The sequence below is a fragment of the Streptomyces sp. NBC_00358 genome (genome assembly GCF_036099295.1).
Taxonomy (GTDB): domain Bacteria; phylum Actinomycetota; class Actinomycetes; order Streptomycetales; family Streptomycetaceae; genus Streptomyces.
The window spans coordinates 6045477-6063035 of the sequence record NZ_CP107976.1; the positions used below are offsets into that span (position 1 = coordinate 6045477).

Annotated in this window: 15 protein-coding genes and 1 tRNA gene; 8 read left to right on the plus strand and 8 right to left on the minus strand. The window is 71.4% G+C overall.

Going from position 1 to position 17559, the window contains the following annotated elements:
* The first annotated feature begins 7 nt into the window (after window positions 1-7).
* Together OHT01_RS25750 and OHT01_RS25755 are read left to right on the plus strand one after the other, a co-directional pair.
* Window positions 8-592 carry a hypothetical protein gene (locus OHT01_RS25750; RefSeq protein WP_328555488.1) on the plus strand — a complete coding sequence of 195 codons (585 nt, stop codon included), beginning with the start codon at window positions 8-10 and terminating at the stop codon, window positions 590-592.
* 30 nt (window positions 593-622) lie between these two features.
* The gene (locus OHT01_RS25755; protein WP_328555489.1) at window positions 623-1408 is read left to right on the plus strand and encodes a YcnI family copper-binding membrane protein; all 786 of its coding nucleotides are present in this window, start codon (window positions 623-625) and stop codon (window positions 1406-1408) included.
* Between the two features lie 294 nt (window positions 1409-1702).
* Here OHT01_RS25755 and OHT01_RS25760 read toward each other — a convergent pair whose 3' ends face one another.
* From OHT01_RS25760 to OHT01_RS25775, 4 genes are all read right to left on the minus strand, one after another.
* Window positions 1703-3193: a Cys-Gln thioester bond-forming surface protein gene (locus OHT01_RS25760; RefSeq protein ID WP_443043438.1), complete on the minus strand. Its 1491-nt coding sequence runs from the start codon at window positions 3191-3193 to the stop codon at window positions 1703-1705.
* A gap of 171 nt (window positions 3194-3364) precedes the next feature.
* Window positions 3365-3832, minus strand: coding sequence for a single-stranded DNA-binding protein (locus OHT01_RS25765; RefSeq protein WP_328555491.1), 468 nt, complete (start codon window positions 3830-3832; stop codon window positions 3365-3367).
* 133 nt (window positions 3833-3965) lie between these two features.
* Window positions 3966-6215 carry a GTPase gene (locus OHT01_RS25770; RefSeq protein WP_443043439.1) on the minus strand — a complete coding sequence of 750 codons (2250 nt, stop codon included), beginning with the start codon at window positions 6213-6215 and terminating at the stop codon, window positions 3966-3968.
* Entirely contained in the window at window positions 6212-7819 is a 1608-nt protein-coding gene (locus OHT01_RS25775) for a dynamin family protein (protein WP_328555493.1), read from the minus strand. The genes OHT01_RS25770 and OHT01_RS25775 overlap by 4 nt, the downstream gene beginning before the upstream one ends.
* A gap of 310 nt (window positions 7820-8129) precedes the next feature.
* Here OHT01_RS25775 and OHT01_RS25780 point away from each other — a divergent pair.
* A tRNA-Arg gene (locus tag OHT01_RS25780) sits at window positions 8130-8205 on the plus strand.
* A gap of 616 nt (window positions 8206-8821) precedes the next feature.
* Here OHT01_RS25780 and OHT01_RS25785 read toward each other — a convergent pair.
* Window positions 8822-9115 (minus strand): DUF1876 domain-containing protein, encoded by a 294-nt coding sequence (locus OHT01_RS25785; RefSeq protein ID WP_328555494.1) that lies wholly within the window; start codon window positions 9113-9115, stop codon window positions 8822-8824.
* A 369-nt stretch (window positions 9116-9484) separates the two neighbouring features.
* Here OHT01_RS25785 and OHT01_RS25790 point away from each other — a divergent pair, with 369 nt between their 5' ends.
* The 4 genes from OHT01_RS25790 (at window position 9485) to OHT01_RS25805 (ending at window position 13077) form a co-directional block, all read left to right on the plus strand.
* Complete coding sequence (locus OHT01_RS25790; RefSeq protein WP_328555495.1) at window positions 9485-10000, plus strand: hypothetical protein; 516 nt, start codon at window positions 9485-9487, stop codon at window positions 9998-10000.
* Window positions 10001-10225: 225 nt separating this feature from the next.
* Window positions 10226-11890 (plus strand): energy-dependent translational throttle protein EttA, encoded by a 1665-nt coding sequence (gene ettA / locus OHT01_RS25795; RefSeq protein ID WP_328555496.1) that lies wholly within the window; start codon window positions 10226-10228, stop codon window positions 11888-11890.
* A gap of 6 nt (window positions 11891-11896) precedes the next feature.
* Window positions 11897-12307 (plus strand): acyl-CoA thioesterase, encoded by a 411-nt coding sequence (locus tag OHT01_RS25800; RefSeq protein ID WP_328555497.1) that lies wholly within the window; start codon window positions 11897-11899, stop codon window positions 12305-12307.
* Window positions 12304-13077, plus strand: a complete 774-nt coding sequence (locus OHT01_RS25805; protein WP_328555498.1) for a hypothetical protein — start codon at window positions 12304-12306, stop codon at window positions 13075-13077. The genes OHT01_RS25800 and OHT01_RS25805 overlap by 4 nt, the downstream gene beginning before the upstream one ends.
* Before the next feature lie 62 nt (window positions 13078-13139).
* Here the strand turns inward: OHT01_RS25805 and OHT01_RS25810 are convergent, their stop codons facing one another.
* A complete protein-coding gene (locus OHT01_RS25810) occupies window positions 13140-13544 on the minus strand; it encodes a globin (protein ID WP_328555499.1) in 405 nt (134 codons plus the stop codon).
* A 147-nt stretch (window positions 13545-13691) separates the two neighbouring features.
* Here OHT01_RS25810 and OHT01_RS25815 point away from each other — a divergent pair, with 147 nt between their 5' ends.
* On the plus strand, window positions 13692-14738 hold the full coding sequence (locus OHT01_RS25815) for a methyltransferase domain-containing protein (RefSeq protein ID WP_328555500.1): 1047 nt from the start codon (window positions 13692-13694) through the stop codon (window positions 14736-14738).
* Window positions 14739-14861: 123 nt separating this feature from the next.
* Here the strand turns inward: OHT01_RS25815 and OHT01_RS25820 are convergent, their stop codons facing one another.
* Together OHT01_RS25820 and OHT01_RS25825 are read right to left on the minus strand one after the other, a co-directional pair.
* Window positions 14862-16136 carry an FHA domain-containing protein gene (locus OHT01_RS25820; RefSeq protein ID WP_328555501.1) on the minus strand — a complete coding sequence of 425 codons (1275 nt, stop codon included), beginning with the start codon at window positions 16134-16136 and terminating at the stop codon, window positions 14862-14864.
* A gap of 73 nt (window positions 16137-16209) precedes the next feature.
* Window positions 16210-17556: a VWA domain-containing protein gene (locus OHT01_RS25825; RefSeq protein WP_328555502.1), complete on the minus strand. Its 1347-nt coding sequence runs from the start codon at window positions 17554-17556 to the stop codon at window positions 16210-16212.
* Between the last annotated feature and the right edge of the window lie 3 nt (window positions 17557-17559).

A 17559-nucleotide genomic window follows, 5' to 3' on the forward strand; every position in this document is an offset into this window, starting at 1 on the left:
GGGCTCCATGAGTGCGTCCCTGGCGGTACGGAGTCTGCGCGCGGCGGTGTTCGCCGTGCTGTGCGTGCTGCTGGCCGCCGGCGGGCACGTTCTCGCCACCGGGCAGGCGCCGTCACGCTGGGCGGACGCCGCGGGACTCGTCGCCGTCTTCACCGTCGGCTGTCCGCTGGGCGGCCGCGAGCGCTCCCTGTTCGGGATAGGCGGCGCCATGCTGGTCGCGCAGGCCGGACTCCACCTCGGCTTCGAGGCCGCCCGGCCGCGCATGGCGATGAACATGCACGGGGCGTACATGGCGTCGCCCACGCACGCCCTCACCCCGCACGCCACGGCCGCGCACGTCGCCGCCGCACTGCTGACGACCTGGTGGCTGCGACGCGGCGAGGCCGCCCTGTGGTCCCTGCTGCGCCGGGCCGCGACGTTCGTGCCGGGGCTCGCCGCGTGGTGGAGCGTACGGACGGGACCGGCGTCCGTCCGTCCGCGGGGCAATGCCGCGGGCCCGGCGCCGACCGCCCCGTGGACACTCCGTCAGGCACTCCTGCGTCACGCCGTCTCACGTCGGGGACCGCCGCCAGGGCTCGCGTACACGCCCTGACCACGTTCCCTTCAGTACGGAGTTCCCCAGATGTCCCCGATGAGCACCACCCTGCGCCGTACCGGCACGGTCGCCGCCCTCGCCACCGCGGGTGTCCTGACCGCCGCGGGCGCCGCCTTCGCCCATGTGACGGTCCACCCCGAGAGCTACGCCAAGGGAGCCACGGACGGTCTCCTGAGCTTCCGGGTCCCCAACGAGGAGGACACCGCCAGCACCACCAAGGTGCAGGTCTTCCTTCCCACCGATCACCCCCTTCTGGGTGTCCTGGTCACCCCGCAGGCCGGCTGGGCCGCGAAGGTGACGACCATCAAGCTGAAGAAGCCCATCAAGACGGACGACGGCACGATCACCGACGCCGTCTCCGAGATCACCTGGACCGGGGGCAGGATCCGGCACGGCGAGTTCCAGGACTTCGCCGTGGCTTTCGGCCAACTGCCGGACGATACCGACCAGTTGAGCTTCAAGACGCTCCAGACGTACTCGGACGGCAATGTGGTCCGCTGGATCGAGGAGCCTCAGAAGGGCGGGGAGGAGCCGGAGAGCCCCGCTCCGACGCTGAAGCTCACCGCCAACGGCGCGGGTGACGAGACCTCTTCGGCCGGTGCGGGTGAGTCCGGATCCGACTCGTCCTCGTCCTCTTCGTCCTCGTCGTCCGCTCCGGCTTCCTCGTCCTCGGGGACCGAGCAGGCGTCCGCGAGCGACAAGAGCAGTGACTCCACCGCGCGCGGCCTGGGAACAGCAGGCCTGATCGTCGGCGTCCTCGGCCTGGGCGCGGCCGGATTCGCCGTCGTCCGCGGCCGGAGCACCCGCTCCTAGCCGCCGTTGCCGCCCCGTCGGCGTCAACTCCCGTCGGCGGGGCGGAAGTTCCCCAAGGCCCCACCCCGGCACCCCGCGCAGCCGCCCACGCACGACGCCCCAACACCCCAGCCGGACCCACTTGCGGCTCAGTAGCTGAGCAGCTCGGCAGCTCACTGTCAGGAGCCACGGTCTGAGCGGCCGGACAGTGGCCGGTTGGTCCGCCGGTCCCGGTCGGCCGGTTGGTCGGTTGGCGCGGTGGCCCGGTTGGCCGGGCTCAGTCGCGTCGGTGGCCGGGGCCGTCCCGTCGGCCGCTCAACTCTGCGGCGGCGTCTGCTTCCTGCCGACGAGGACCACCACGGCCCCGCCGATCACGACCAGGGCGATGGCCGCTCCCGCGATCAACGGAGTCGTGCCGGAGCCGCCGGTCTCGGCGAGGTCGGTGCCCCCGCTGGAGCCGCCCACCGAGGCCGGGCTCGGCTCGCTGAGCGTCTGGGCCGACAGGTCGCCGGCACCGCCCTGGGTCTTGCAGTCCAGCACCCCCTTGAACCGCTTTTCGCCGCCGGTCGGGGCGGCGATCGTGAAGTCGTACGCCTGGTCCTCCTGGAGCGGGACGGCGATCGTCTGGGACGCGCCCGCCGCGATGGTGTGCTCGATCCCCATCAGGTCGAACGTGAACGCCTCGTCGCCCGTGTTGGCCGCCGTGATGTCCACACCGCCCTTGGCGCAGTTCTTCTGGGCGGACAGGGCGGGTATCGCGCCCTTCGCAGCCCAGTTCGCTGTCACGGTGGCCGACACGGTCGACTCGCTGGAGCCCGCGAGTATCTGCGTCTGGCTGCGGGTCTCCGAGGTGAAGGCGCGGCCGACCGGCACGGTCGTGGAGGCCTGCACGGTGAGCGAGGCGGAACCGTCGGCGCCGTCCTTCGGCACATCGAAGTAGAGCCGGCTGCCGTCGGCGGCGGAGGTGACCGTCTTGCCGCTCCTGTCGACGATCTTCACCCCGCCGGCGGCGATGTCGGTGGGCGGAATCACCGTCACGCTGCCCGCGTTGGTGTGCACCGTGACCGGGCCGAGCCGCTCGCCCGCGTGGCCGGAGACCGCGGTCGGGGCGAGCGTCAGCGAGGCCTCGGGCTCCGGCAGGTCACGCGCGTTCTTCTGCAGATAGTCCGCGAGCTTCTCCGCCCGCGGGTTCGCGGCGTCCACGTCGGCGCCGTCCGAGTACCGCCAGATGGCCACCTGGGTGCCGGCCGCCGCGTCCTGCTCGGTGAGGCCGGTGACACCCGCCTTCCCCGCCAGCGCCGCCAGGTCGTTCACCTGCGGGTAGGAGTTCTGCAGGATCCAGCGGATCCTGCCCGCCTCCTTGTTGCCGTTCAGCGAGGTGCCGCTCCAGGAGGTCTCCTGGTACTTGGCGTCCCGCTGGGTCGGGTTGTGGAGGTCGATGCAGTAGGTCTGCAGCGTGCCGCCGTTGTCGACGGACATCTCGAACAGGCCTGCCGAGACCCAGGAGTCCTCGCCGTGGTCATGGATGACCGCCGACCCGTATGTCTTCAGCTCGCCTATGGTCGCGGTCGCCCCACCCTGGCTCTGTGGTGTCGCGTCGGCGGCGGCCGTACCGGCTGCGGCGATCGTCCCCGCGGTGGCGAGCCCCCACACCAACGCCGCGGCGGCGAGACGGGCTGCCCCTCGCCCTCGCGCGGACAACACAGAGAACGCAGAAGACACAGAATTCCCCTTCGAGCAGGACCCTTTGACATGGGGGACGGTCCCGCCAGCAGAATCAGAAGCCCCGAGAGCTGTGTTCGGCATCCTAAAGAAGCGGCGCATCGCTCCCCCCGGTCATGTCGTCCGATAACCGATCCGACTCGGAATCGTTATCGCGATCACGTCGGTGAGCTGCGCCTATCGACAAATCCACGGGGTTTCCGAATGTATTTGTCGATAAGCCGCAGTTCGGTCAGATCGTGGCGCTCCCTGACATCACGTCACCCCGGCCGGCTCGGGATGCCGTTGGGCCGCCCCCTCGGGCCGGGTGTCGGGCGTCGACTCCCAACTGGGCTCGGGGCGCGGCGCCGAAGCCGGCTCGCCCTCCTTGGAGGGGCGGCGGAAGGCCGACGTACCGCGGGAGAGGTCGTGGCCGATCGACACCGCGTCGATCTCGGCCGACGTCCAGCTCTGCCCGTCACGTGTCTCGGTGCGCACCTTCAACCTGCCCTGCACGATGACGGGATCGCCCACCGACACCGAGGCCCCCACGTTCGTGGCGAGCGCGCGGTTGGCCCACACCGTGAAGAAGTTGGTGTGTCCGTCCGCCCATCCGCTCTTTTCGCGGTCCCAGTACCGCGAGGTCACCGCCAGTCGGAACCGCGCCGACGCGCCGTTCGCCAATTCCAGGTACACGGGCCGTGTCGCCACGTTCCCCACCGCGCACACCATCGTCTCGTTCATCGTGAATCCCTCCCGTACGAATGCGTCTGCCGCGGCGAGCGCAGGCGCTGCGTTCGCCGCGGGATTCAGACTGCCTCCGCCGGGCCGCGCCCGCTGGGCGCTGTGTGCTACCGGCCGGTTGTGGAGAACCGGGTCACCCGACCGGGGCCCCCACCGTCGCCGCGCCCATGACCCGCCCGTACTGCTCCCGCACCTCGCGGTACCGCAGCAGCTCCGCGGCCACGGGATCCAGCACCCGGGCTCTGCCGCACCCGGCGGCCGCCTCGCGCAATCGCCGTTCCGCCTCCAGGCCGTAGCGCCGGGCCGGTCCGCGGGCCGCCATCCTGCTGCCCCACTCGACGACCGGACCGCCGACGATGCCCGACAGCATCAGCAGCACCGGAACACCGAGGTTCGGTGACATGACTCCGATGATCTGCCCCACCAGCCAGAGCCCGCCGACGACCTGGAGGATCGTCATCGCGGCCTGCGCCAGCACCGCGACGGGCCACCAGCCGGGCCGCGGCGGACGTCCGGCCGGTGTCGTCGCGCGCGCCGCCATGTCGTCCAGCGCCTCGGGCAGCCCCTGCGCGCCGCGTACGGCAGCCTCGCGCACCGCCTGCGCCCAGGGCGCGGGAAGCCCGTACGCGGCCCGGTCCGCGACCGTGCGGACCGCCTGCTCGACACGCTGGCGCGCCGTGGCCTCCTCGTCAGCGGGAGCGCGTACGGGCAGGCGCCCGGTCGGGGGCTCGCGCCGCTCCAGATACCAGCGCCACAGCCGCAGCCAGGGCGTTCCGCACGCGCGGTTGGCGTTGCGCCGCCAGGCCCGTTCGGCGGCCTCTCCGGTCGCGACGGCGCCCACCGCGTCCGCGAGCCGGTCCGCGAACTCGTCGCGCGCCTCCTCGCTGAGCCCGATCCGCCGCCCGGTCGAGTAGACGGGCCGCAGCCGTGCGGCGGCCGCGTCGAGATCGGCCGAGATCCGACGTGCGGCGGCGCCGCGCTCCGCCACGAACTGGCCGAGACACTCCCGCAGTTCGGGGACCCCGGCCCCGGTGAGAGCGGACAGCGAGAGGACGGTCGCGCCCGGTTCCCCGTACTCGCCGAGTGCGATGCCGTCCTCGTCGAGCAGCCGCCGCAGGTCGTCGAGCACCTGGTCCGCGGCTTCGCCGGGGAGCCGGTCCACCTGGTTGAGGACCACGAAGGTGACCTCGGCGTGCCCGGCCAGGGGCCGCAGATAGCGCTCATGGAGGACGGCGTCCGCGTACTTCTCCGGATCGACCACCCAGATCACCGCGTCGACGAGCGCCAGGACGCGGTCCACCTGTTCGCGGTGCTGGACGGCGGCGGAGTCGTGGTCGGGCAGGTCGACCAGGACCAGGCCGCGCAGTTGTGCCTCGGCCTCCGCGCTCTGCAACGGGCGCCGGCGCAGCCGCCCGGGGATGCCGAGCCGGTCGATGAGGGTGGCCGCGCCGTCGCTCCAGGTGCAGGCGATGGGTGCCGCGGTGGTCGGCCTGCGTACGCCGGTCTCCGAAATGGCCACTCCAGCGAGCGCGTTGAAGAGCTGCGACTTGCCGCTGCCCGTGGCCCCGGCGATGGCGACGACGGTGTGCTCCCCGGAGAGCCTGCGGCGGGCCGCCGCCTCGTCCAGGACCCGTCCCGCCTCGGCGAGCGTCCCGCTGTCGAGACGCGCGCGGGAGAGGCCCACCAGTTCGCGCAGCGCGTCCAGGCGCGAGCGCAGGGGCCCGTCGTACGCGAGGGGGGCGGGGACCGCCGGGACGGCGGCCCGGGCCTCCGCAGGCGGCGTCTGGTACCGGCCGGGGGCCGTCTCGGCCGCGCGGCGCGCGATGAGACCGTCGTCCCAGACGGGGCCGTCCTCCGCGCGCGCGGGGTCCTCGCCCTCGCCGCCCTCGCCGCCCTCGCCGCGCGTGCGGCGCTCCGCGTCGGACCCGTTCCGCGCGGTGCCCTGTCCGGCCGGGCCGTCGTTCCGCGTGCTCGTTCCGGCCTCCTCGGTCCGGTCGCCGGACTCCGGGGAGCGGGCCCCGGAACTCGCCGTACCGGGCGGATCGTTCTCCGGACGGTTCTCCGAAGTGCTCTCCGTGTCCCCGGAGCGGTCGTCGCGCTCGGCGCCCGTGGCGCCCGCCCCGGAGGAGACGTCTTCGAGGACGCCGCCTTCGGAGTGGCCGTCACCGGGACGGCCGTCCGCTCTACGGCCGCCTTCCGGGCGGCCGCTATTGGATCGCCCGTCTCCGGATCGCCCGTCTCCGGATCGCCCGTCTCCGGATCGCCCGTCTTCGGATCGCCCGTCTTCGGATCGCCCGTCTTCGGGACGGTCGCCTCCGGGACGGTCGCCTTCCGGGCGGTCGGCCTGATCCGTGTGGTCAGTGACGGCAGTCACCGCGGTCACCTCTCCTTCTGCAGTACGGACAGCGCGGCGATGAGTTCGGCCTGGGGTTCTGGATGGACGTCGAGCGCCTCGAGGGGCGCGAGACGGCGCTCACGTTCGGTCCTCAGGGCCTTGTCGACGAGGTCGGTGAGCAACTGGCCGCCCTTGTCGCGGATCCGCAGCGCGCCGTGCGCCCCGATCCGCTCGGCGAGCCCCTCGCCCGCGCTGCGCGCCCTGCGGCCGCCCAGCAGCGCGGTGGCGACCAGCGCGGCCACCACGGAGGCGTCCGGCGCGACGCTCTTGTCGAGGTCACGCACCTCGTCCTCGGCGTACTCCTCCAGGACGCGCCGCCAGCGCCGTACGGCCAGGCCGATCCGGTGCTCGGAGCTCTCCAGTGTCGGATCACGGTCCGTCAGCCCCGGAGCGCCCGCAGCCGGTTCGCGCCGCCAGGCGTCGTCCACGCGTTCGTCGGCGGCCGTGACGGAGCACAGCAGCAGGGCGGACAGGCTCTCCACGAGCGCGTCGAGCAGTTCCTCCGCCGTGCAGTCCAGGGGATAGGCGCGCCAGCGCTTGAGCGCGTCCCCGGAGAGCACGGCTCCGGCCTGCAGGCGCCCCTTCGCGCGCGTGTGCTCGCTGTCGTACGCCCCGTCGACGGCGACGGTGAGCCGTGTCGCGGCGGCGTACTGCGCCGCGGCGGCACTGGCCAGTTCCGGCATCCGCGACTTCAGTGAGTCGAGGACACCGTGGGCCGTACGGGCCATCGTCCCGTGCCGGGCTCCGGGGTCCTGGGCCTGATGCGCGAGCCAGGTACGCAGCGGCGCGACCGCCGTGGCGGGCAACAGGCCCCCGCCCCAGGCGGACTCGGGCAGCTCGGGCACGGTGAAGCGGGGTGCCTCGCCGAGTCCCGCCTTGGCGAGGAGCGCGCCGTACTGCCGCGAGACCTCGGACACCACCTGGTGCGGCACCCGGTCCAGGACGGTCACCAAGGTCGCCTTCTGTTCCTTGGCGGTGCGCAGCAGATGCCACGGCACGGCGTCGGCGTACCGCGCGGCCGTGGTGACCATCACCCAGATGTCGGCCGCGCAGATCAGTTCGGCGGCCAGCACGCGGTTTTCGGCCACCAGGGAGTCGACGTCGGGCGCGTCGAGAAGGGCGAGGCCGCGGGGGAGCGTGTCGGCGGTCTCGATGCGCAGCACCCGCTCCCCGCGGTCGGTGAGGGCGGGAAGATCGTCACCGGGCTCCTGATGAGGCATCCACACGCGCGTGAGCTGGGGCAGCACCCGCATGCCGCTGAACCAGTGATGGTCCTCCGGATGGCATACGAGCACCGGTGTACGGGTCGTCGGGCGCAGTACGCCCGCTTCACTGACCCGGCGCCCCACAAGGGAGTTGACGAGGGTCGACTTGCCGGCACCGGTGGACCCTCCGATGACGGCGAGAAGGGGTGCTTCGGGTTCTCTCAACCGGGGCACCAAGTAGTCGTCGAGTTGTGCGAGCAGTTCGTCGCGGTTGGCACGCGCGCGTGGAGCTCCCGCCAGGGGCAGCGGAAAGCGTGCGGCGGCGACACGGTCGCGCAGGGCGGAAAGTGCGTCGAGCAGTTGAGGCCGTACGTCCAAGGTCACCACATGCGAAGAATGCCCAATTTTGGAGTCTTTCTGAAGCATATGGGTATGTCTGCGCGCCGACAGGACACACGGGGCGGAAGGGATGACTGGGGCGCAGGCATAACGAGTGCACAACACCCGATGCGCGAGACGTCAAAAGCGGTGCACGATTCGTACCTGCCTGCGATTATCAGGACCGCTTCACTGAACCTCCACATTGAGCCACGGAGGTGAAGCGTGAGGGACAGGGATGCGGGAGCCCTATTCTTGTCCCCGGCAAGGTCACGGATCAGCCCACACCAGGGCACCAGGACACAGGCCGACACAACCGGCCCCCGTAGCTCAGTGGATAGAGCAGGCGCCTTCTAAGCGCTTGGCCGCAGGTTCGAGTCCTGCCGGGGGCGCCAGTCTCCGCCCTCCCTTTGGGGAGGGCTTTTTGCTGGTCGGAGCATGTACCGCTCGATACGGCCAAGCGTGGGACGCCTTCCCGATGATCAAGGGGAAGGTCCGGGGCCGTCCGGCCGTCACCGGGTTTTCGCCGGTGGCCCTGTCGAATACGTGTCCAAGTTTTCGGCGAGAAACCTCAGCCCGGATCGGGCCGCTCGGGAGGATCCCGGCGGCTCCGAGGCACCTTTTCAGGTCAGCGGCCGTCCCTCGACGCATCGCGCGTACGTCGCCGGGAGCACCGGGACGCTGTTCCCGGCCCAGTCCGGTACCTGGGCGGGCGGGATCCCGTCGTCGAGCGCCTCGTCAGGCGCGTGTGCCGGTTGTCGTAGACCCGCCTTCCCGCGGGTGACTCGAAGACGTGCGGGGGCAGGACGGCCTTGCGCGCGCTGCGCCACGCCCGGCGGATGACCGAACCCGCGAGAATCCCGGCCGTCTCCCCCTGGAACAGCAGGTCACCGGGCTTGAGCTGTTCGTCCTCGATGTGCTGCCGCAGGATGCGCGTGTGCCCGTGGCGCCAGTCTCCGCCCGCCCCTTCGGGAGCCTTTTTGTTGGGCCGGGACCGAACAGCCGTCGCCGTCACCTCAGCGTGTGTGACGTCCTGCCCGAGGCCGAGTCGATCTCGTCGTGGGCCTTGGTCAGGAGTTGCATGGCGAGTTCGTTCAGGGCCCTCGCGCCGGCGACCTCCTCGCCGACCCTGGGCTGGTTCGAGTCGGAGGGGTGACGGCTGGCGTAGCCGTGGGCGCGCACCTCGCTTCCGTCGGGGAGCCGTAGCAGCGCTGCCGCACGGGTGCGGTGGTCGTCCTCCTGGAATTCCATCTCGACGTGCCAGCCGACCGTGGTCCGTGCCTGCGTCGCTGTCATCTGTGTCATCGCGGTCACCTCCGAAGCAGCCGCCCCCGGTGAAACCCCTAAGAAGAAGTGTGCTCCTCCCCTCGTCCCGGCACGAGGCGGGGACGAGGATGATCACACAAGGGGCCCGCCTGCGCCTCTGCCGCTCCCTCGGTCATCGCGCTCTGGTGAAGGGCCCAGCCCACCGGACCGGGCTCTTCAGGGTGTCCGCTGTCGGCTTGTCGACGAGGTAGACCCGGGTGAGGGCGAAGGCGGCGGTGGCCGGGCCGTTGAGCAGGAAGAGCGGCCACAGCGGCCTCGGTACGAAGCGGGCGCGGGCCGCCGGCGGGAACGCGGTGCGATTCCGGCGGGCGGTACAACCGGTGAGCGCCCTGCGGCGTCGTACGAAGCATGATCGACATACGTGTACGGCATGTCTTCGGTGCTTCCGCGCTCGTGGTGGCTCTGGCGTCTTTGTCGCTCTCCTGCTCCGGTGGCCCGGCCTCGGTCCCGGGTGACGCGGAGTCCACCGTCCGCGACGTCCGGAAGACGGCCTCGGCCCCCGTAGCCGAGGCGACGCCTGCCCCGAGCACCGTGCAACCGACACCGGGGGCCGGCGTGGAGAAGGTCCGCGACGTGTTCGCCGGGCTTCAGGCCACCTATGGAGACGGGTGTACGACCCCGGGGAACTGCGCGTACTTCCTGGGGCGCGTGTTTGACGAGCTCAGTGCCCTCGACAAGGCGATGGAAGCGGATCCCCAGGGCCCTGGACATTTCAAGGAGCCCCTCGCGTGGATCGCGGAACTGCGGACCGGCCTGGGCGGCGACAGTTCCTTCGAGAGCCTCAAAAAGCATCAGGACCTGCTCACCGGAACGCGGGACAAGATCAATACCTGGATGCAGGGTCACCCCGAGGACTACCGATGAGCCAGGGGCACCGCCCGGGTGATCACGTATGGGCCGTCCCTGGACCGTGCGAAACCGCCAGGCAGTGACCGGCCGCGACAGTCAGTGACCGATCGGCCGATGGCGGGGGCGGTGAACCGCCAGGTCACGCCCCCGGGGCCGAACGCGTTTCCCCCGAGGGCTAGCCGTCAGGCAAGATGGGGTGTATCTGCCCACTGCCGATTTCAAGCGTCCGGACGGTTTCTCTTGGCTGAGTTCATTTACACCATGCGCAAGACGCGCAAGGCGCACGGCGACAAGGTGATCCTCGACGACGTCACCCTGAGCTTCCTCCCGGGTGCGAAGATCGGTGTGGTCGGTCCGAACGGTGCCGGTAAGTCCACCGTTCTCAAGATCATGGCGGGCATCGAGCAGCCCTCCAACGGTGACGCGTTCCTGTCGCCCGGCTTCAGCGTCGGCATCCTCATGCAGGAGCCGGAGCTGGACGAGTCCAAGACGGTGCTGGAGAACGTCCAGGACGGTGCCGCCGAGCTGATGGGCAAGCTCAACCGCTTCAACGAGGTCGCCGAGCTGATGGCGACCGACTACTCGGACGCGCTCATGGAGGAGATGGGGAAGCTCCAGGACGACCTGGACCACTCCAACGCCTGGGACCTCGACGCGCAGCTGGAGCAGGCCATGGACGCGCTGGGCTGCCCGCCCGGCGACTGGCCGGTCACCAACCTCTCCGGTGGCGAGAAGCGCCGTGTGGCGCTCTGCAAGCTGCTGATCGAGGCTCCGGACCTGCTCCTCCTCGACGAGCCCACCAACCACCTCGACGCCGAGTCGGTGAACTGGCTGGAGCAGCACCTCACGAAGTACGCGGGCGCCGTCGTCGCCGTCACTCACGACCGGTACTTCCTGAACAACGTCGCCGAGTGGATCCTCGAACTGGACCGCGGCCGCGCGATCCCCTACGAGGGCAACTACTCCACGTACCTCGACAAGAAGGCCTCCCGCCTCAAGGTCGAGGGCCGCAAGGACGAGAAGCGCGCCAAGCGGCTCAAGGAAGAGCTGGAGTGGGTCCGGTCCAACGCCAAGGGCCGTCAGACCAAGTCCAAGGCCCGCCTCGCCCGTTACGAGGAGATGGCGGCCGAGGCCGACAAGATGCGGAAGCTGGACTTCGAGGAGATCCAGATCCCGCCGGGCCCGCGTCTGGGCTCCATCGTCGTCGAGGTCAACAACCTCTCCAAGGCGTTCGGCGACAAGGTCCTCATCGACGACCTCTCCTTCACCCTGCCGCGCAACGGCATCGTGGGCGTCATCGGCCCGAACGGCGCCGGCAAGACCACGCTGTTCAAGATGATCCAGGGCCTGGAGACGCCGGACTCCGGCGCGATCAAGGTCGGCGAGACGGTCAAGATCAGTTACGTCGACCAGAGCCGCGCCAACATCGACCCCAAGAAGACGCTGTGGGCCGTCGTCTCCGACGAGCTCGACTACATCAACGTCGGCCAGGTCGAGATGCCGTCGCGGGCCTACGTGTCCGCCTTCGGCTTCAAGGGCCCGGACCAGCAGAAGCCCGCGGGTGTCCTCTCCGGTGGTGAGCGCAACCGGCTGAACCTGGCGCTGACCCTCAAGGAGGGCGGCAACCTGCTGCTCCTCGACGAGCCCACGAACGACCTCGACGTGGAGACCCTGTCGTCGCTCGAGAACGCGCTGCTGGAGTTCCCCGGTGCGGCCGTGGTCATCTCCCACGACCGCTGGTTCCTGGACCGGGTCGCGACGCACATCCTCGCGTACGAGGGTGAGTCGAAGTGGTACTGGTTCGAGGGCAACTTCGAGTCGTACGAGAAGAACAAGGTCGAGCGACTCGGTGCGGACGCCGCGCGCCCGCACCGCGCCACGTACAAGAAGCTGACCCGGGGCTGATCGATCTTGCGCCACATCTACCGCTGCCCGCTGCGCTGGGCGGACATGGACGCGTACGGCCACATCAACAACGTGGTGTTCCTGCGCTACCTGGAGGAAGCCCGTATCGACTTCCTGTTCCGCCCGGAGAAGGACTTCAAGCAGGGGTCCGTGGTGGCGCGTCATGAGATCGACTACAAGCGGCAGCTTGTCCACCGGCACGCGCCGGTGGACATCGAGCTCTGGGTGACGCAGATCCGGGCCGCGTCCTTCACCATCGCCTACGAGGTGAAGGACCCGGACCAGGTCTACGTCACGGCCGCGACGGTGATCGTGCCGTTCGACTTCGAGGCGCAGCGCCCCCGCCGCATCACGGCGGACGAGCGCGACTTCCTGGAGGCCTACCGGGACGACGAGGACGAGGCCGTCGCGGCATGACCGTCCTGCACCTCGCCGACGCGGGGGAGGCGGCCGACCTCGCCGCCTTCCTCTCCCGGCTCGTCCATTACGACCGCGCGGCCGCCGTGCGCCTCCAGGCGCACGGCACCACCCTCGCGGTCTTCGGCCGGCCGCCGTCGTTCGAGGTTCTCGCGATCCGCACTGCGCGACTGGCCAAGCCGTACGAGGACGGGCTCGACCTCACCCTCGACGTGACCGTGTCCGCCGGTGAACTCCTTGAGTCCGTCGAGGAGTCGGCGGTCACCGTCGGTGTTCCCGTCGCCGTCACCGGGCCCCCGTGGGCGGGGGTGCTGCCGCCTCGCGGCGGCTGGCGGCAGGAGCCGGGGCTGCCCGCCCCGGACGCCGTACGGGCGAAGGTCGCCGCCGCGGTGGCCGAATTCCGGTCCCGGACCGAGGAGTTGGCGCCCGAGCTGCGGACCCGTGCCGAACTCGACCGGGTCGGGCGGGAGATATGGTCCCGGCCCATCGGTGACACCGGACTTCCCGTACGCGCCGCGCACGCGGCCCAGTCGCTGGGATTCCTGCGGTCCGTACCGCCCGCGCCCGCGTCCCCCGCGGGGCAAGTCCCTTCGAACAGCCGCCCGTTGAGCGGCAGCGCACCGAGCGGCAGTGCGCCGAGCGGCCGTCTGCTGAGCGACAGTCCGTTGGCGCTGTACTCCTCGGGGGCCTGGCTGCGCCTGCGGACGCCGTTCGGTTCGGTCGCCGTCCGCCGGGCCGGACTGGGCGCGCTGGACGTCAGCGTTCGCTGACCTTCGCGCGCTCGCTCCTCATCCGTCGGCGGCGGCAGAGGAGTCGCGTCGAAAGCCGGTGGTCAGCTCGCCGTGTTCACCATCGAAGCGGCCGCGTACGTCAGGTAGTTCCACAGCGTGTGCTCGTGCTCCTCGGAGAGGCCGAGGTCGTCGACGGCTGCGCGCATGTGCTTCAGCCAGGCGTCGTGCGCGGCCTGGTCGACCTTGAACGGAGCGTGCCGCATCCGCAGCCGGGGGTGGCCGCGGTTCTCGCTGTACGTCGTCGGGCCGCCCCAGTACTGGATCAGGAACAGCGTGAGGCGCTCCTCGGCCGGTCCCAGATCCTCCTCGGGATACATGGGCTTCAGCAGCGGATCGCCGGCGACACCCTCGTAGAACCGGTGCACGAGGCGCCGGAAGGTCTCCTCGCCGCCGACCTGCTCGTAGAAGGTCTGCTCCTGAAGCGTGCCGCGCCGAATCTCTTTCACGCCCCCATGGTCTCAGACGGGGTGGCCGAGGACTCAAGGCTTAGGACCACGAACCCGGGCACCGGACGCCCGGGGCAGCGGACGCCCCGTTCCGGTCCGGGCGGTCCGGCGCTCGCCCCGCGGCCCTTCCGGCAGCACAGTGGAGATATGGGCGCGCACCCTCTCGACTCCGATCCCGATTCCGGTTCCGGTCCCGGTTCCGATCCCGATTCCGGGCCTGGGCCCGGTTCCGGCTTCGAGGACCTCGCCGATCGGGTGAGGGCCTCCCTGGTGCGCGAGATCGACCGGAGCGGGGCCTGGGAGCGCGATCCGGTCTGGCGGGAGGCGTTCGAGGCCGTCCCGCGGCACCTCTTCGTGCCGTACTACTACATGGGCGGCACCGGCGGCTTCGAGCGCGTGTGGGGCGAGGACCCCGACCCGGGGGCGAGGGACCGCTGGCTGCGCGGCGCGTACGCGGACGCTCCGCTGGCGACCAGGGTGCGGGACGGGGAACTGGTCTCCTCCAGCAGCCAGCCGTCGCTGATGGCGACGATGCTGACCGAGCTGGCGGTACGGGACGGGGACGCCGTCCTGGAGATCGGCGCCGGGACCGGCTACAACGCGGCCCTGCTCGCGTACCGGCTGGGCGACGACCTGGTGACCACGGTCGACCTCGACGTGGAGATCACCGAGGCGGCGCGACGGCATCTGGCCGGCGCCGGGTACCACCCGACCGTCGTCACCGGCGACGGCGCCCGCGGGGTCCCCGAACGCGCTCCCTTCGACCGGATCATCGCCACCTGCACACTGACCACGATCCCGCGCGCCTGGCTGGCCCAGTGCGGCCCCGGCGCCCGTATCCTCGCGCCGCTGGCCACCGGACTGATCGCGCTGCGGGTCCAGGACTCCGGGCATGCCGAGGGACGCTTCCTGCACACCTCCGCCTTCTTCGTGCCGCTGCGCGGGGCCACCCGGTCCGGGCCCGAGCCGGAACCGCCCTCGCTCGGCGGGGTGCCGCGCCGGGCCCGCGGCCACGACCTGTTCCGGTTCCTGCTGGCCCTGACGGCGGGCACCCTGGACCCGTACGACGCCTACACGCTCTGGGAGCGCGAGGGGCAGCCACCGCGGGAGCGGTACGGGGTCACGGTCGGCGAGGAGCGCGCCTGGGCCTGGCTGGACGACCCCGAGGGGCCGTACGCCTGGCCGCTGCCCTAGCCGACCGCGACCGGGATGCGTTCATCGGCCCGGGAGTGCCCGCAACGGCCCGGGATGCCCGCATCGGTCCGCGGAGTGCCCGGGACGCCCCAGGGGCCCGGAGAGGGCCCCTAGGGGCGACGCTCAGCCCCGCCGGATCGTGATGGTCGTCCAGGCGCCGACGTGCACCCGGTCGCCGTCCTGCAGCGGCACCGGTACGAACGGCTGGATGGGCTCCTCGCCGCCGTTGACCGTGGTCCCGTTCGTCGAGTTCTGGTCGACGACCGCCCAGGTGCCGTCCGGCTGCTGGACCAGCATCGCGTGCTGGTGCGAGACCCCCGGGTCCTCCGGGGGCACCGACAGGTCGATGTCCGGGGATTCGCCGGTGGAGTGCCGGCGGCGGCCGATGGTGATCTGGTTGCCGAGCAGCGGGCGCTGCAGCTCCGGCGAGTACGCGGGCAGGTTCAGGCCCGCGGCCTCGGGCCCGGAGCGCTGCATCATCGCCATGAAGTACTCGCGGTCCGGTGCGATGGTCGCGCTCCAGGACAGAGACTGTTGCTGTTGCTGTTGCTGTTGCTGGTAGCCGGGACCGGGCGGGGCCTGGGTGGCGCCGGGCTGCGGGTAGCCGTAGCCGCCCTGACCCGGGCCGGTCGGGGCGCCCTGTCCGCCCGGGCCGCCGGGCGAACCGGACGACGGCGGGGGGATCATCCAGTCGTCGTCACCGGCGCCGAAGGCCGGGCCGCCGGGCTGCGTGTAGGGCGGGGCGGGCTGCTGCGTGTAGGCCTGCTGCGGGGCGCCGGGGCCGCCGGACGCGGGCGGCGGACCCTGGCGTGACGGGTCGCCGAAGCCCTGGGGGCCGCCGTACGGCTGCGCCTGCGGGCTCGACGGGATCGGCTCGGCGGGCCGGTTCATCTGCGAGGGCCGCGAGCTCTGGTACTCGAACGGGTCGTGACCGGGGCCACCGGCACCCGGACCGCCCGGCTGTCCCGGTCCCGGCTGCTGGTAGCGCGGCGGCTGGCTCTGGCCGCCGGGGCCGCCGGGACCGCCGGGGCCACCGGGACCGCCGTACGGCGCCTGTCCGCCGGGACCGCCCGGCGCACCGGCGGGCGGACGCGGTGCCGCCGGGGTGTACGACGTCGCCGTGTTGGTCAGGAAGTTCCACCGGCACTCCTCGCAGAACGGCGCCGCGCCCTCACGGGGCGTGCGGCACTGCGGGCAGAGCTCCGGTGCGACGTCCGGCACGCCGCCCAGGTGCGACCGGCCACCGGGTCCCGGAGGCGGCGAACCGGGCGCCGGGTAGCCGTAACCGGCGCCGGGCGGCGGAGGAGGGAGTGGGGGCACGGTTCCGGCCATGCGGTGACCGCAGACCTCGCACCAGTCGTCGGAACCCGACTGGTGTCCGTTCGGGCATGTCGGCATGTCGGCGCTTCCCCCTTTCCTTTTCCGGCCGTTGTGACCGGGTTTCTCCGGCTCCCCACGGGAACCGGGCTCGCTACTTCTTTACACGAACAGTCTTTGTGGACCGTGTCTCAAGGGTCATCTCGTCAGCCTCTGCGACCCTTGCTTTCAATCGCACAGTACCTGCCGCGACGTCGACCACGTCCACCACCTTCGCGAGCAGTTTCGCAGTATCGGCGTTGCCGGAGGCGCCGGCGAGCTGAACGGCCCGTCCCAGCTTGGCCGTTGCTCCGTCGACATCACCCGCTTTGCGAAGATCCAGGCCCTGTTGGATGACTTGTGCCAGTTCGGCCTGACCTGTGTAGTGCGCGACCTGCGGATTGATGGACGTCGAGGCGGCCATGTCGTCGGTCCACACGGCCCGTACGAGCCCCTGCGCGCCGAGGTTCTGCACGCCGCCGTCGCCCTGCGGGATCACCAGCGAGACGCGGGCGGCCAGCATCTCCTGGCCGACCGCGGCCGTCGGGACCTGGACGCAGACGTGGTAGTCGCGGGACTCGTCGCCCCAGGAGCCGGTCGGGTAGTCGCCCGCGCGCGGCCCCGCCCCGGTCCGACGGTCCGTCAGTTCCTCCACGGTGGGCGCGACTTGCTTGACGAACTTGATCTCGGTGCCGACCGGTGTCCACAGCCGCAGGGCCACGTCGGCGACCTCCTTGCCCATGACCGTCTCCATCATGTGCGTGAAGTCGGCGGCGAGGGCGGCGGGGTCGGCGACGATGTCGGCGGTGCCGAGAAGCGCCGAGGCGATCCCGGTGACCTCCTTGACCTCCCAGTCGGTGCCGACTCCACGCGCGTCACACGTGAACCGTCCGGCGCAGGAGTCGAGCGCGGCCCGCAGGTCCTCGGGCGACTCGTGCTCGTTGCGGCCGTCGGTGAGCACGATGCCGTGCCGGATCGAGACCTCCGCCGAGGACAGCAGCCGGTCGGCGAGCCGCAGCCAGGTGCCGATCGCCGTACCGCCGCCCGCGCTCAGCTTGCGCAGGGCCTGCTTGGCCTGGTCGCGGGTGGCCCGGTCCGCCACGGCGAGCCGCCCGTTGCCGGGATAGACCTCCTTGGCGATGTGCGTGCCGCCGATCACCGCGAAGTGGACTCCGTCGCGCAGGGTGTCGATCGCGGCGGCCGTCGCGTCGCGCGCGTTGCGCATCTTGGCCGGCGGGTAGTCCATCGAGCCCGAGCAGTCGACCATGATCGCCACGGCGGCGTCCGGGCCCTGCCCCGCCGTGTACAGGTGCGGCGCCGCGACCGCGCTTCCGATGGTGCCGCCGCCCGTCGCGCTCACCGTGACGATCGCGTTGACCTCGCGACCGCCCTCCGGCAGGTACTCGTTCTGGTACACGTCGACCGAGAACTGCGGCACGTTCGACTTCGAGAAATTGGCCATGCC